This window comes from Synechococcus sp. MU1648, assembly GCF_023630615.1.
GTDB lineage: Bacteria > Cyanobacteriota > Cyanobacteriia > PCC-6307 > Cyanobiaceae > Parasynechococcus.
The window spans coordinates 118,482-131,718 of record NZ_JAKUHI010000005.1 but is presented as its reverse complement, the minus strand read 5'-3'; the positions used below and the strand labels follow the sequence as shown (position 1 = coordinate 131,718).

General features: G+C 62.3%; 16 protein-coding genes. 11 read left to right on the top strand and 5 right to left on the bottom strand.

Annotation, left to right across the window (positions count from 1 at the left end; all coding sequences use genetic code 11):
• Positions 1 to 27 precede the first annotated feature (27 nt).
• From NCN06_RS07665 to NCN06_RS07640, 6 genes are all read left to right on the top strand, one after another.
• Positions 28 to 1,356, top strand: coding sequence for an MFS transporter (locus NCN06_RS07665; protein WP_250398823.1), 1,329 nt, complete (start codon positions 28 to 30; stop codon positions 1,354 to 1,356).
• Entirely contained in the window at positions 1,353 to 2,102 is a 750-nt protein-coding gene (locus NCN06_RS07660) for an MlaE family ABC transporter permease (protein ID WP_250398816.1), read from the top strand. The genes NCN06_RS07665 and NCN06_RS07660 overlap by 4 nt, the downstream gene beginning before the upstream one ends.
• The gene (locus NCN06_RS07655; RefSeq protein WP_226423404.1) at positions 2,099 to 2,512 is read left to right on the top strand and encodes a DUF3119 family protein; all 414 of its coding nucleotides are present in this window, start codon (positions 2,099 to 2,101) and stop codon (positions 2,510 to 2,512) included. The genes NCN06_RS07660 and NCN06_RS07655 overlap by 4 nt, the downstream gene beginning before the upstream one ends.
• Before the next feature lie 107 nt (positions 2,513 to 2,619).
• Positions 2,620 to 3,627, top strand: a complete 1,008-nt coding sequence (locus tag NCN06_RS07650; RefSeq protein ID WP_226423405.1) for a DUF3086 domain-containing protein — start codon at positions 2,620 to 2,622, stop codon at positions 3,625 to 3,627.
• Positions 3,624 to 4,226 (top strand): glycerol-3-phosphate 1-O-acyltransferase PlsY, encoded by a 603-nt coding sequence (gene plsY / locus NCN06_RS07645; protein ID WP_226398018.1) that lies wholly within the window; start codon positions 3,624 to 3,626, stop codon positions 4,224 to 4,226. The genes NCN06_RS07650 and plsY overlap by 4 nt, the downstream gene beginning before the upstream one ends.
• Positions 4,227 to 4,841: 615 nt before the next feature.
• Complete coding sequence (locus NCN06_RS07640; protein ID WP_226398017.1) at positions 4,842 to 6,263, top strand: autotransporter outer membrane beta-barrel domain-containing protein; 1,422 nt, start codon at positions 4,842 to 4,844, stop codon at positions 6,261 to 6,263.
• Here the strand turns inward: NCN06_RS07640 and NCN06_RS07635 are convergent.
• The 5 genes from NCN06_RS07635 to NCN06_RS07615 are packed head-to-tail and all read right to left on the bottom strand — an operon-like array spanning position 6,260 to position 10,292.
• A complete protein-coding gene (locus NCN06_RS07635) occupies positions 6,260 to 6,865 on the bottom strand; it encodes a flagellar basal body rod protein (protein WP_250398815.1) in 606 nt (201 codons plus the stop codon). The genes NCN06_RS07640 and NCN06_RS07635 overlap by 4 nt on opposite strands.
• Positions 6,822 to 7,547, bottom strand: a complete 726-nt coding sequence (gene pyrF, locus NCN06_RS07630; RefSeq protein ID WP_250398814.1) for an orotidine-5'-phosphate decarboxylase — start codon at positions 7,545 to 7,547, stop codon at positions 6,822 to 6,824. Before pyrF ends, NCN06_RS07635 begins: the two co-directional genes overlap by 44 nt.
• A gap of 59 nt (positions 7,548 to 7,606) precedes the next feature.
• A complete protein-coding gene (locus NCN06_RS07625) occupies positions 7,607 to 8,620 on the bottom strand; it encodes a phosphotransferase family protein (RefSeq protein ID WP_250398813.1) in 1,014 nt (337 codons plus the stop codon).
• Between the two features lie 50 nt (positions 8,621 to 8,670).
• Positions 8,671 to 9,918 carry a tyrosine--tRNA ligase gene (gene tyrS, locus NCN06_RS07620; RefSeq protein ID WP_250398812.1) on the bottom strand — a complete coding sequence of 416 codons (1,248 nt, stop codon included), beginning with the start codon at positions 9,916 to 9,918 and terminating at the stop codon, positions 8,671 to 8,673.
• 44 nt (positions 9,919 to 9,962) lie between these two features.
• Positions 9,963 to 10,292, bottom strand: coding sequence for a DUF1825 family protein (locus NCN06_RS07615; RefSeq protein ID WP_115022290.1), 330 nt, complete (start codon positions 10,290 to 10,292; stop codon positions 9,963 to 9,965).
• A gap of 196 nt (positions 10,293 to 10,488) precedes the next feature.
• Here NCN06_RS07615 and NCN06_RS07610 point away from each other — a divergent pair, with 196 nt between their 5' ends.
• Genes NCN06_RS07610 through NCN06_RS07590 form a run of 5 tightly spaced genes read left to right on the top strand, consistent with a single transcriptional unit; the run spans position 10,489 to position 13,056 of the window.
• The gene (locus NCN06_RS07610) at positions 10,489 to 11,190 is read left to right on the top strand and encodes a response regulator transcription factor (protein WP_115022611.1); all 702 of its coding nucleotides are present in this window, start codon (positions 10,489 to 10,491) and stop codon (positions 11,188 to 11,190) included.
• 44 nt (positions 11,191 to 11,234) lie between these two features.
• The gene (locus NCN06_RS07605) at positions 11,235 to 11,549 is read left to right on the top strand and encodes a hypothetical protein (protein ID WP_226398012.1); all 315 of its coding nucleotides are present in this window, start codon (positions 11,235 to 11,237) and stop codon (positions 11,547 to 11,549) included.
• Positions 11,550 to 11,597: 48 nt separating this feature from the next.
• On the top strand, positions 11,598 to 12,167 hold the full coding sequence (locus NCN06_RS07600) for a ComEA family DNA-binding protein (protein WP_226398011.1): 570 nt from the start codon (positions 11,598 to 11,600) through the stop codon (positions 12,165 to 12,167).
• Positions 12,167 to 12,739 carry a GIY-YIG nuclease family protein gene (locus tag NCN06_RS07595; protein WP_226398010.1) on the top strand — a complete coding sequence of 191 codons (573 nt, stop codon included), beginning with the start codon at positions 12,167 to 12,169 and terminating at the stop codon, positions 12,737 to 12,739. The genes NCN06_RS07600 and NCN06_RS07595 overlap by 1 nt, the downstream gene beginning before the upstream one ends.
• A complete protein-coding gene (locus tag NCN06_RS07590; protein WP_226398009.1) occupies positions 12,736 to 13,056 on the top strand; it encodes a hypothetical protein in 321 nt (106 codons plus the stop codon). The genes NCN06_RS07595 and NCN06_RS07590 overlap by 4 nt, the downstream gene beginning before the upstream one ends.
• Positions 13,057 to 13,237: the final 181 nt, after the last annotated feature.

The following is a 13,237-nucleotide window of genomic DNA, read 5'->3' as shown; positions in this document are numbered from 1 at the left end:
TCCCTGCAGGGGTCTCGCCGCAGGCTGATGCTCGCCTACGGCCTGGGCGATGCCGGTACTGGACTTGCCGCAACCCAGCTGGGCTTCTATCTCTTCCCCTTTTTCATCTGCGCCGCAGGCCTACCGGCTTACATCGCCGGCTCCCTGCTCACGGTGAGCAAAGTCTGGGACGCACTGAATGACCCGATGATCGGCTGGCTGAGCGATCACACCCGTAGCCGCTGGGGGCCGCGACTGCCCTGGATGCTGACCGCAGCCCTACCGCTGGGCATCAGCCTGGCAGCGATGTGGTGGGTCCCCCCCGGGGATACCTGGCAACGCACGGGCTACTACGCGGCAATGGCGATCCTCTTAATGACCGCCTATACGAGCGTCAACCTCCCCTACGCCGCGCTCAGCACCGAACTAACGCCGGACACCGCCATTCGCACCCGCCTCAATGCGGCGCGATTCACCGGATCGATCCTGGCTGGCCTGAGTGGACTCGTCGTGGCATCGGTGGTGTTGACCGATGGAGGCGGGGGCTACCTGGCGATGGGCCGCATCACGGGCAGCATCGCCGCCATCGCCACGCTGCTCTGCTGCTGGGGACTCGCCCCTTACGCCAAACGGGCCCAGCGCCCCGTAGCCACCAGCGAAGCACCGATGCAGCAACTGAAACGGGTGCTGGCCAACCCCCGTTTCCGCCAAGTGCTGGGGCTGTACGTCCTGCTCTGGTTCGGCCTGCAACTGATGCAGGTGGTTGCCCTGATCTGGCTGGTGCAAGTGGTGCATGTGCCCGCCAGCCAGTCCACCTGGATCCTGCTGCCCTTCCAGATCGCCGCCCTGCTAGGCCTTCAGCTCTGGAGCACCCTCAGCAACCGCAACGGCAGGGTGGCCGCCCTGCGCTGGGGCGCATGGCTTTGGATCACGGCCTGCCTGCTGTCGATGGTGTTCCCACCCCTGCCGGCGGATCCCGGCCTGCTGCAACTGCTGCCGCTGGTCGGCCTGATTTCCCTCGTGGGCGTGGGGGCCGCCACCGCCTATCTGATCCCCTGGTCGCTGCTTCCCGATGCCATCGACGCCGACCCGAGCAAACCCGCCGGGCTTTACACCGCCTGGATGGTGTTCGGCCAAAAGCTGATCATCGGCTTAACCATGTCGGTGTTCGGCAGCCTGCTCTCGCTCACGGGTTACATCTCCGCCAAAGGGGGCGACTGCAGTGGAGCCCTGAGTTTTATCGAACAACCGTTTTCAGCCCTGCTGGCGATCCGCATGTGCATGGGCCTGCTTCCAGCCGTCCTTGTGTTCTGCGGCCTTGCAGTGATGCGAGGCTGGCCTGACCGTGGAGCCCATCTACAGAAGGCCGCCGGATGAAGACGCCCCGTTCGATCAAACGCCTGGGATCCAGCCTGCTGATCGGGGGGCAGGCCGTGGCAGCCACCCTGCGCGGACGCATCGATCGAGGGGAGCTGTTCGATCAACTTTTGGAGGCCGGCCCAGGCAGCGTGCTGATCGTGCTGATCATCTCCGTAGCTGCAGGCTCGGTGTTCAACATTCAGGTCGCCGCCGAACTAACCCGCCAGGGAGCGGGAGCGACGGTGGGCGGCATCCTCGCGATCGGGCTGGCCCGGGAAATCGCTCCCCTGCTCACCTCATGCCTGCTGGCCGGGAAGGTGGCTACTGCCTACGCCGCCCAGCTGGGCACCATGAAGGTGACGGAACAGATCGACGCCATCACGATGCTGCGCACTGATCCGGTGGAGTACCTGGTGGTGCCCCGAATGATCGCCATGGTGGTGATGGCACCGGTGCAGTGCTTCTTCTTCTTCCTCGTCGCGGTGTGGTCGGGCCAACTCACCAGCACGGCCCTCTACAACATCCCGCCGGCGGTGTTCTGGACGTCGGTGCGCACCTGGATGGACCCCCTTGACCTGCCATTCATGCTGGTGAAGGCTTTGGTTTTCGGGCTAATCATCGCGACGGTGGCCTGCGGCTGGGGCCTGACCACCCGCGGCGGCCCCAAGGAAGTGGGCACCAGCACCACCGGCGCGGTGGTAATGATTCTGATCCTGGTGGCCCTGATGGATGTCGTTCTTACCCAGGTGCTATTCGGAACATGAGTTCAACCCCCACCCCCGTCACCCTCAAGCCGGACGTGCGGCTGCCGCTGCTGGTGGTGGGCCTCGGACTGGCACTGCTGCCGTTACCGCTAACCCCCTGGCCCACCCTGGTGGTGTCGCTGTTCGGACTGTTTCTACTGATCCAGAGCGCCAGCCTGCGTCTGGAATTCAAAGAGGAGGCTTTGATCGTTTGGCAGAACGGCCGCGAGCTGCGCCGCTTTCCTTACGACCAATGGCTCAGTTGGCGGCTGTTCGCACCCTGGCTGCCGGGCCTGTTCTATTTCCGCGAAACCCAGAGCATTCACTTTCTGCCGATCCTGTTCAGCCCCAAGGAGCTGCGAGACCAGCTGGAACTGCGGGTCGGATCCCTGGAAGCACCCAAGGACGACACGAACACGACCCAGCCATAACACGATTTCGCGTCGAAATAGTGAATGAATCGAATCAATATCGTGCACCAACAGCACAGTTGTGATGCCGACTTTTTTTCTGCGGCCCCTTCGGCTGGAATAGAGGGATGGAGAGCACGGCAGCTGACGCAATGCCCGACGACACCGACCTGACCAGCCAGGCGCCTGAAACGGAACAAGCCTCTACGGAATCAACAGGTGACACCACCAGCGCAACCAGCTGCGAGCCAGACGCGGCGGAGACCAACCCCGTAATGGAGTTAGCTCTCAAGGACCTGCAAATCCGCCGCGATGCGCTGGAGACGGAAATCACCGCCCTGACCAGCCGTAAAGAGCAGCTCGAAACCGAGCTCAAGGCCAACTTCGCCGGCCAATCCGACGCCATCGCACGGCGCGTGAAGGGCTTCCAGGAGTACCTGGGCGGCGCCCTGCAGGATCTGGTGCAGAGCGTCGAAAACCTTGAGCTGGTGGTGCAGCCGATGGTGGTGAAGCCATCGCCCCTGGATCAGACCGCAGACAGCGCTGCGGCTCCAGATAGCAGCGGTGAAAGCACACCGCCTCCGGCGGTGGCGGACACCTTCCGACCCGACGAAGAGCTGATCCGCCAGACCCTGGAGCGGTTCCTCAAACAGCCCGACGTCTACGCCGATCCCTGGACGCTGCGGCGCAGCATCGACGCCCGCGACACGGCCCTACTTGAAGACTGGTTTTTCAATCAAGGCGGACGCGGCGCCCAGCCCAGCCGCGGCACCCGGCCCCGCAACATCCTGGTGAGTGCCGCCCTGATCGCGGTGATCGGCGAGCTCTACGGCGATCAGTTCCAGTGCCTGGTGCTGGCCGGCGGCCCCGAACGTCTCGGCGAATGGCGGCGAGGCCTGCAAGATGCCCTCGGCCTGGGCCGGGAAGACTTCGGCCCCAGCAGTGGCATCGTGCTGTTCGAACGCCCCGAAGCCCTGGTGGAACGGGCCGACCGACTGGAGGAGCGGGGCGAAGTGCCGTTGATCCTGATCGATGCCGCTGAGCGCAGCGTCGACATCCCTGTGCTTCAGTTCCCCCTCTGGTTGGCCTTCGCGGCCGGACCGGGTGAACGCCTCGACGACGACGATCTGCTGTGATCCTCACTGCTCTGCTGCTCCTGGCCATCGGCTACCTGCTGGGAGCCACCCCCAGTGGATACCTCGCCGGCCGCTGGCTCAAAGGCATCGACCTGCGCGACTGCGGCTCCGGCAGCACCGGCGCCACTAACGTGCTGCGCAATGTGGGCAAAGGCCCTGCTCTGGTGGTGTTCTTGCTGGATGTGGGCAAGGGCGCCCTAGCGGTGCTGCTGGCCAAAAGCGTTGGACTTAACGACTGGGTGCAGGTGCTGGCAGGCCTAGCCGCGTTGGCGGGGCACATCTGGCCGGCGTGGCTGGGTTGGAAGGGCGGCAAGGCGGTGGCCACCGGGTTCGGCATGTTTCTCGGCCTGGCCTGGCCCGTGGGACTGGCCTGCTTTGGCCTGTTCATGGCCCTGATCTCGATCTTCCGGATCGTGTCGCTCTCCAGCGTGGTAGCCGCCATCGGATTGCCGGTACTGATGGCGCTCTCCGGCGGCAGCAGCGCCTACGTGGTGGTGTCGCTTGTGGCCAGCCTGATGGTGCTCTGGCGCCATCGCAGCAACATCGAGCGACTGCTGGCGGGCACTGAACCCAAAATCGGGCAGAAAGGTAAGGGCTGATCACCACTGGCTCTTGTTATCCAAACCTCTCAGCTGACGAAGTCCGGCAGGGCGTAACTGGTGAAGTAGTCGTATTCCCAGCCGCCTTCGCTGGGGTCAAAGGTGCGCTCACCAAAAGATCGGCGTAGATCGCGGGCAAATCAGCATCGCTGCCGTCCCCCATACCCACCACACTCACCTGCAGCTGATGCTCTGCATTCGTTGCCTGTGCAGCGATTTCATCCAAAGTCTCATTGAGCTTTCTTTGCACCTGAAACCACTCCTGCCTACCCCCGTTATTGCGCATGAATACGAAGGTCGTCGCAGACAACATCACAACACTGAAGGGGCAGACACTTTTGATCTCTAGCGATGCAGACCTTTGTTCACCCCTGCCAACGGAAAAATGTCAGAGACATGTTTCACCCCTACAGACAACTAGCAGGGGTTGGTCCAAATCGAACAGGATCTATCTTTCAATGATTGACGATTGAGCTAGACGTCACTATTACATCTCCACAAAGCAAGTCTGGGATTCGTTCCTATCACCAAATTGAATCACGACAAAACGATGTTTTAGAGGTCGCCAATTGATGCAAACCACATCAGAATAATTCCCTCGATGTCATCCAAAGCATGGCGACTAACCGTCGCGCCCAACACATTCTCCAAGCCTTACTGCTAGGCAGCCTTGGGCTCCTGATGGCGGAGCTACTGCAGCCGGTTGATGTCTATGCCCAGAGCTGCACGATTGATCCTCTCGGTGGCGAGGTGTGTCTGCCTGAGGAAGAGCCGGAAGACCCTGAAGATCCTAATGACGACGAGGTACCTGACGACTCCAAGACATCCAAGAGCAGCAGAAAACAGCGCCCTGCGGTGATCATTCCCCAGTGCTTTGGGCCCTGCACCCAGTTCCCGCCAGCTCCCCCCTACCGGCAATTCGCGGAGGAAGCAGCACCCGAACCCACTCCTGCGCAAGGGCCTGAACCAGCGCTGGAACCAACCGCGGAACCAGCCGAACCGATCCGTCCGCTCTGGATGAAGAGCGATTCACTCGATCCCGCTGTTGCGGAGGCCTATCTGGAACGAACACTCCAGGCACAGGCCGATGCTGTTGTCTTTGATGCCGACGACGACACCATCTTCATCGACGTAGAAGGCATTCGCTATCGCGAAATCATCAATCCCCATGGCCTGCTATTCACCAATGAGGTGAACAAGCCCGCCGTGAATGCCTGGGTGCGCGGTTTCGGCGGTGTTAGCAGCAACGGCACCACGGGCAATCGCTACGCCGACTTCGACAACGGTGGCGCCCAACTCGGTGTCGACATCCCCTTAAGCGATGAAACCCGGATCGGCCTGTTCGGCACCTACGCGGTAATGAATGGCCGTGATGGTGGACGCGGCAGCTGGGATGCCGATGGCTGGGGAGGCGGAGCCTACGCCGAGTACTGGAGCAAAACCTTTGTGCTGCGGGGCATGATCAGCGCCGGTGGCTACGACGGTGAGCACCGCCGCTCCACCCACGGCGAAACCGCCAAGGGCAATCGCAGCGGCAATTCCTGGACCGGCGTCGTCAGCGTGGCTGCCCCCCTCGAGAGCGGTGACTGGTTGATCGAGCCGCAGGCCCAGGTCAGCTACACCAACACCAGCCTCGACAGATTCAGCGAACACGGTGCCGATCGCGAGGATCGGCTCAAATACCACGCGATGGAAGTGGACCAGGTGGGCAGTGAGATCTCACTGAAATTTGCTCGTCCAATCCGAGATGGCGAACGCTCGGTGTTTCTACCGTCGTTACGCGTGGGCTGGGCCGCTGACTGGGGCATCAGCGGCGGTGATCAAAAGGTGACCTACCGCGAATCCGGCAAGACCAAACGCTGGGACATGAACGGCGGCGACGACCACGCCGCCCTGATCGAACTTGGACTCGACTACACCTCCTACAATTTCAATGGCACATCCGTGGGCGTCTATGCCCGCGGTGGTGCGTTGGTCTGGGGTGGCGACCGCGGCACCAGCTGGCAGGCGCAGGGCGGCCTGAGTTTCAAGTTCTAAGGCAAGCGCTCGAACCGCTTGGTACGGTCCCACCCTCCGTGATAGCGGTAGCGCCGCGTTAGCTCCTGAAAGGTGCCGAAGGCTTCACGTCCCGTGGTGCCTCGCACCGTCAGCACTCCATCGCTGAACTGCATGTCACGCAAACCGTTCATCACCAGACCGGTCAGCGGCGCGGCATCCACCACCACAGGACTCACCACCCGGCGCGAAAAACCGTTCTGTTTCACCAGAGCCAGCTGCACCCCCTGGGTGCCGTTGCCCCCCATGCAACCGAGATCACCGGTCCAGGCCACCAGCCAGACGCCAAAGATGCCATCGGGCAGCTCAGGCTCCAGGGTGACCGTCACGTACTGGCGATACCCCGGCACCCCCTCATGGATCTGGCAGGCCACGGTGCGGCTGTAACGCCGCACCACCTCCTGTGGGGTCAGCCCCGGTTCATTGGCATTCGCCCGTGGTGCGCCCAGCCCGAGCGCCAGCAAAGAAGCCAGCAACCTCAACCAGCCACGCATGGATCGCTCAACGTCGTTGCCCTGTTGGTAACCAAGAGAAGGGCGATCAAAGCGCCCCGCAACACTGCGCAAACGCGGCGCTGGGGTCATCGGCTTTGGTGATCGGCCGGCCGATCACCAATTGGCTGGCCCCGGCTTTAATCGCCTCGGCGGGCCCCATCACCCGGGCTTGATCACCGACTGCGGTGCCTGTGGGGCGAATTCCAGGGGTGACCAACGCGAACGGTTCCGGATGCTGCGCCCGCAGCGCCGCGGCCTCCAAGGGTGAACAGACGCAGCCGCCGATGCCGGCAGTTGCCGACAGCTGCGCCAACGCCGGCACCCGTTCGGCAATGCCCTGGGCAATAGCGAGTTCCCGTTGCAACCGTTGCTCCTCCCAACTGGTGAGCACCGTCACCGCCAGCAGCGTTGGAACGGGTTGCCCAGCCCTTTGGGCTCCTTCCACCGCCGCAGCCTGGGCCGCCTTGAGAGCTTCGCTGCCAGCACAGGCATGCACCGTGATCAACTCCGCCCCCAGCGCCGCCCCCCGCCGGCAAGCCCCCGCCATCGTGGCCGGGATGTCGTGAAATTTGAGGTCGAGGAACACCCGCAGACCCTGATCCCGAAGTTGCGCCACCACCTCAGGGCCGGCCTGCACGAACAGCTCCAGGCCCACCTTCACCCAGCGCAGCCCCGCCACCTGGGCGGCAAAGCGCAGCGCTTGATCAGGCGCCATGCCATCGAGGGCCACGATGATCCGATCGGCGGGGTCAGCGGAGAGCGACGGAGCCAAGGCAAGCGATTGATCCGGAGTCCATCCTGTCGCGCCGGCAGATGCATCTCAACCAGGGTTCAGACTGAGGGAGACAGCGTGAGGCCTGTCGTTTGCTCAATGAAACTCAGATAGTCGCGCTGCGATTCAGGCTTTCGCATGAATTCGAGGCCAACACCAGTGGCACCGGCAATGAAGACTCCGAAGAGGTGAAACACACGAAAGGCCTGGATGTGCTCGTGATTTAGAGGCCTGATGGATTGATAAGCCTTGAGAACCCCATCGATGATCTGATCCCAAAAATGAGGCAACATCGTCGGATCAATCTGGCGCGCGAAAACCAGATAAACATTCATTGTATGAGCCAGATCCACAGCGGGATCAGAAACAGAAAACCACCAGTCCAGAATCCCTGAAACAGAGCCATTATCAAACATCACATTATTCCCGTGATAGTCACCATGAATCACAGCGAGATCCCTCCCATCAAGAGGCAAATGAGTGCGCAACCAACCAACCAATTCAGAAGCCCATGGGTGCGCCTCTTCCAAAGAATCCAACGCCTTTTGATGACTAATTGGACTCAAATACAGCTCATCCGGGACATCAGACTGCCTGCAGGCTTCAACGATGGGCCTCACATCCATCTCGTGCATGGTGGCCATCGACTCACCCAAGACCTTGGCATGAAGCTCTGGAGCCAGCTCAAACACAGTTCGGCCGGGCAAGAGATCCATGACCGCAAAGACCCCACCCAAAATAGATTTATCTCCACAAACATGATGAATCACAGGAGTCTTGAGACCCTGCTGATTCAGGGTCTGATACACAAACTGTTGATATAGAAGCCCCTCCTCTTTTCGCTCAGGACGCTCAATGCGGAGGACCCGTGGCTCCTGATCAACAAGCTGGTAGCGATACAACCGAGCATCGAAGCCTCCAGTCAGTCGCGTCGGCTCCACCTCATACGCGACAGGATCCTCAAATTGCGATTGCAGGTAAGATAAGAAATCAGCAGCAATTTGCTGATCGGATTTGCATTCAGCCTCAAGACATGGCGCTGTCATTGTTCGTCGCTCGGATGAACTCACCATCGCGCCAGTTCTCTCTTGGCGGATCCCCCAAAAGGGGGATTACTGGCAGCTCAAGCCGTCAGCCTCCGGAAGGTTTTCTTGCCCAGCTGCAGCACCTTGCCCTCCAGCTCCGCTGCCGACGCAAACTCCTGGTTGGGGTCGGTGATCTTCTCCCCATCCAGGCGCGCCGCACCCCCTTTGATCTGACGGCGGGCCTCACTGCTGCTGGCGCAGATGCCCACGGCACTGAACAGATAGAAGGCCTTGGCCGGGAAGTTCACCTCTGCAAGCGACGCCTCGGGCACATCGGCACCGGCATCACCGCTTCCGCCCACCAAGGTAGCGGCATCGCTCTGCGCCTTCTCCGCCGCCGCCAGACCATGGCGGCTGGCGGTCACCGCCAGGGCCATCGCCTTCTGCTTCTCGCGCGGGTTCTCCGGCAACGAGGCCAGATCGAGATCGGTGAGCAACGTCACGTAGTCGTTGATCGCCCCATCGCCGACTTTCTCCAGCTTGGAGTACATCGAGAGAGGATCCTCTTCCAGTCCCACCACGTTGCCCAGGCTCTTGCTCATCTTCTGAACCCCGTCGAGCCCCACCAGGATCGGCAGCAGCAGGCCGAACTGGGTGCCCTTGTCGAAATGGCGCTGCAGATCACGGCCCATGGCCACATTGAACTTCTGATCGGTGCCCCCCAGCTCCACATCAGCATTCACCGCCACCGAGTCATAGCCCTGCAGCAGCGGGTAGAGGAATTCATGCAGGGCGATAGGGGTGCCACTGCCATAACGCTTGGAGAAGTCGTCCTTGGCCAGCATCTGGCCCACGGTGCCGGTGCCGAGCAGCCCAATCACAGCCGGCAGGTCCATTCCCTCCAACCACTCGCTGTTGTATCGCACCTCTAGGCGTCCAGGCGTTTCGAAATCGAGCAGTGCCGTCTCCTTGGCCTGGTCCTGCCCAAGCTGGCGCAGATAGGTGGAGGCGTTGGCAGCCACCTGCTCTTTGCTGAGCTGCACCCGGGTGGCGCTCTTGCCCGTGGGATCGCCGATCCGCGCGGTGAAATCGCCGATGATCAACACCGCCGTATGGCCTGCGTCCTGGAAAGCCCGCAACTTGCGGAACAGGATGCTGTGACCGAGATGAATGTTGCTGCCGGTGGGGTCAATGCCCAGCTTCACCCTCAGCGGCCTGCCCTCCTTCTCGGATTGCACCAGCCGTGCCGCCAGGGCCTGATCAGCATCGCTCGGGTCGCCGGCCGGGAACAAATCGGCCATGCCCCGAGACAGCCAATTCGGCAGCGACGGGGTTGAGTCCGACATGGGGTGCGCAACGAGCGGGCGCTGGCGATCGTACGAGTGCTGGTTCAGCTCGGCGAGGGAGGCTCGATCTGGGCCTTCATCCGCTCGAGGGTGGAATTCATCTGTTCGAACATTTGCTCGGGGGTGATCCCGAACTGACTGAGCTGGGTGCGCAGCTGCTCCACCGTGAGCTTGGCCTGGAAATCTTCCGAGAGCTCGAAGCGCTTCATGAACACCCGGTAGCGGCCCATCAGCTCTTCCATCGTCTCGATGAACTTCTTCTTGCCCTCTCGGTCGAACTTCCCGTACTCACTGCCCAGCTGCATCAGCTGCTGGTAATCGCTGAACAGCCGCTTTGCTTCGTCCTGAACGATGTCGGAATCGAAGAAGGCCATGTCGAGTCGCGCTGGGCACAGGCAATTCTGCCAAGAACAATCGACTTGCTTGAGGGGTAATCGCCGCACCTTGCCGAGGCCTGAGGCGGGATTTTTGTACGGTCTTCCTGACCAGCACCGCCCGCAGGCGGCATGGGATTCATGGTGAGTTTCGGGCTGCATTCAGGATGTGAACTTCACCGCTCAGCTGGCCGCGATGCGTGAGCTGCCCCAGCGCAACCGGCCCCTGCTGGAGGGGCGTCGTCTGGTGGTCGCTTCGGCCGATCGGGTTTTGGTCAGCGGCCTGCTGCACAGCCTCGATGGCATCGGCTCCATCGTGGGGGCTGCCAGCACCGAAGCGGAAGCCCTGGCCTGCCTCAGCAGTACGGCCGCCGATCTGCTGATCTGCAGCGACAGGCTCGAACGTGGCAGCGGCCCCTCCCTGGTGGCAGCAGCCAAGGCCCACCAGCCCTCGCTGCGCTGCCTGATGCTGATCCAACGCCCCTTGCTCAGCACCATTCGTGCCGCTGCAGCGGCTGATTGCGACGGTCTCTGCAGCCATGAGCGCATTGGCGACGGCGGCTTGCTCAGCGTCTTGCGCGCCATGGAAAGCGATGGCAGCCACATGGATCCGGTAATTGCCGGCGTGGCCCATCACGACCGCAGCTTGGCAGGGGTGGGGCATCCGATCAGCGACGTGCTGAGCCTGCGGGAAGAAGACGTACTGCGTGGCCTCTGCCGCGGCCTGAGCAATCAGGAGATTGCGGATCAACTCCACATCTCGATTGAAACCACCAAGCACTGCATCACAGGGCTGCTGCGCAAACTGAATGCCAGGAACCGCACCCAGGCTGTGCTGATGGCCTTTCAACACAATCTGGTGGATCCACCGATGCCGATTCCCCGCTGGACCCCTTAGCCCCAAAGGGACCATCCTGAGAGGAGTTGAACGGTCTTGACGCCATGGTCCGACGCGCCGCCACCGCAGCCCTGGTCGTTCTCAGCGTCAGCAGCCTCGGGATGCCAGCGGTGAATGCCGCAAGCGAGCGCACGACCGCCCTGGTGACCATCGCCGAGGCCAATGCCCGCTGTCTGATTGAAACCAAACGGATGAAAGCTGCCCAGGCCCGCGACATCGCCAACCGGTTTCTGCTCAGCAAAGGGGTCAGCGCCGCCGAGCGCGAGGAGGTGCAAAGCGCTCCCGGTTACGACGACCTGATGCGCCGCTACATCGACGAACAGGGGGGCTGCGAGGGTCTTGTGCGCGCCCTGCGCTGACGCAACCCCACCACCCTCGTTAATGTCGGCCCATCTCTGCTGAGCAGCATGCCCCGCAGCCACTGGTTGGATCCCCTGGCCAGGCGGGTGCTGCAGGCCACCGGGCAGCTGCCAACACCACCCCGTCCAGCGCCACTACAGCCATTAGCGATCGAGGCCGAGCCTCCAGCCTGGGTGATGGATGTGAATCGGGCCAGCCGCGATGAGTGGCTTCAACTGCCCGGCTGCAGCCAGGACATGGCCGATCTGCTGGTGCGCCTGCAACAGGGGGGCGTGCAATTCGCCTGCGCTGATGATTTGTTCCGGCTGCTAGAGCTGCCCATCGATCTGAGCAGGCTCTGGACACCGCATCTCGTCTTCCATTGGCATGGCGATGCTCCGTTGCAGCCGCAGGCCACTCCCCTTGACCTGAACAACGCCAGCGCCGATCAACTCGAGCTGCTCTGCTGGCCAGAGCAACGGCTGGCCAGCCTGCTGCGGGAGCGACGCAGCTGCGGTTTCAAAGATCTGGCTGACCTGCAGGAACGGCTCTGCCTTCCCGCCAGCACCGTGGAAAACCTGATCGGCCGGGTGAGTTTCGGCATCCGCCGCGCCGGACCCAGCCTGCCCCTTCACTGATGCAGGGAGATCTGTTCTCCACCGGTGCGCTGGCCTTCAGCAATGGGCCTGAGCTGCCCCTGCAACGGGAGCAGCTGATCGCCTGGCAACAGCGCCTGCATGACCATCAAGCGCCGCTGTTCCGCGGAGAAACAGCTCAGGCCGCCCAAGGGGATCTGTTCGGCTCCTCCCCTGATGACGCTGCCGCGGCCCTGGATCCGCTGACGCTGACCCCCCTGGCGATGAGTTTCTGGCGATGGCCGGAACCGTCCCATCGGGGTGCCGCGATCTACCTGGTCATGGATCGGCCGACCCAACTGGAGCAGCCGCTTCTGCTCTATGTGGGAGAAACGCTCGCCGCCGAGCGCCGCTGGAAAGGCGATCACGACTGCAAGGCCTACCTCGCCGCCTACGGCGAAGCCCTTCAGCGCTGCGAACTCAGTGCCCAGCTGAGCATCCGCTTCAGCTGCGATGTACCTCAGGCCACCCGCGCACGGAGGGCCCTGGAACAACAGCTGATTCAACGCTGGTGGCCGCCCTTCAACAAGGAAACCCGCCAACGATGGGCCACCCCCTTCAACGCCGACTTGTGACCGCAACCCAAACGGCCCTTGCTCTGCTGCTACTGGCCCTGCCGGCCACCGCTGCCGACCTCGCACAGCTGCAGCGAAGCCTGCTGCGGCATGGCTTCACGCTTGAAGAACGGCAGCCCCCGGGGCAGGCCTACGGACGCTTCATCCCGGCGGAGAAACGACTGGAGATTTCGCCCCTGGTGCGGGAGCTCGGCATCACCCGGGCCGTGCTGCTGCATGAAGCGGTGCATGCCGCCCAGAGCTGTCCCAACGGAGCGCTCTCGCTGATCGGTGTGCAACGCAAGGTTGATCCAGCGGTGGTGAGCCGGATCCGCTAACTGCTGCACAACCACTACAAGTCCAACAACACTGCACTCGAGCAGGAAGCCTTCGTAATCCAGAGCCAACCGGATGCCGAGCAGCTGATCATCACCGCCCTGAACCAGCGCTGTTCGCCCTGATCAGCAAGGTGCAAAGGCGTCGCGCAGGATCGCTACGCTCGTTCTTTGCCGATGCGTC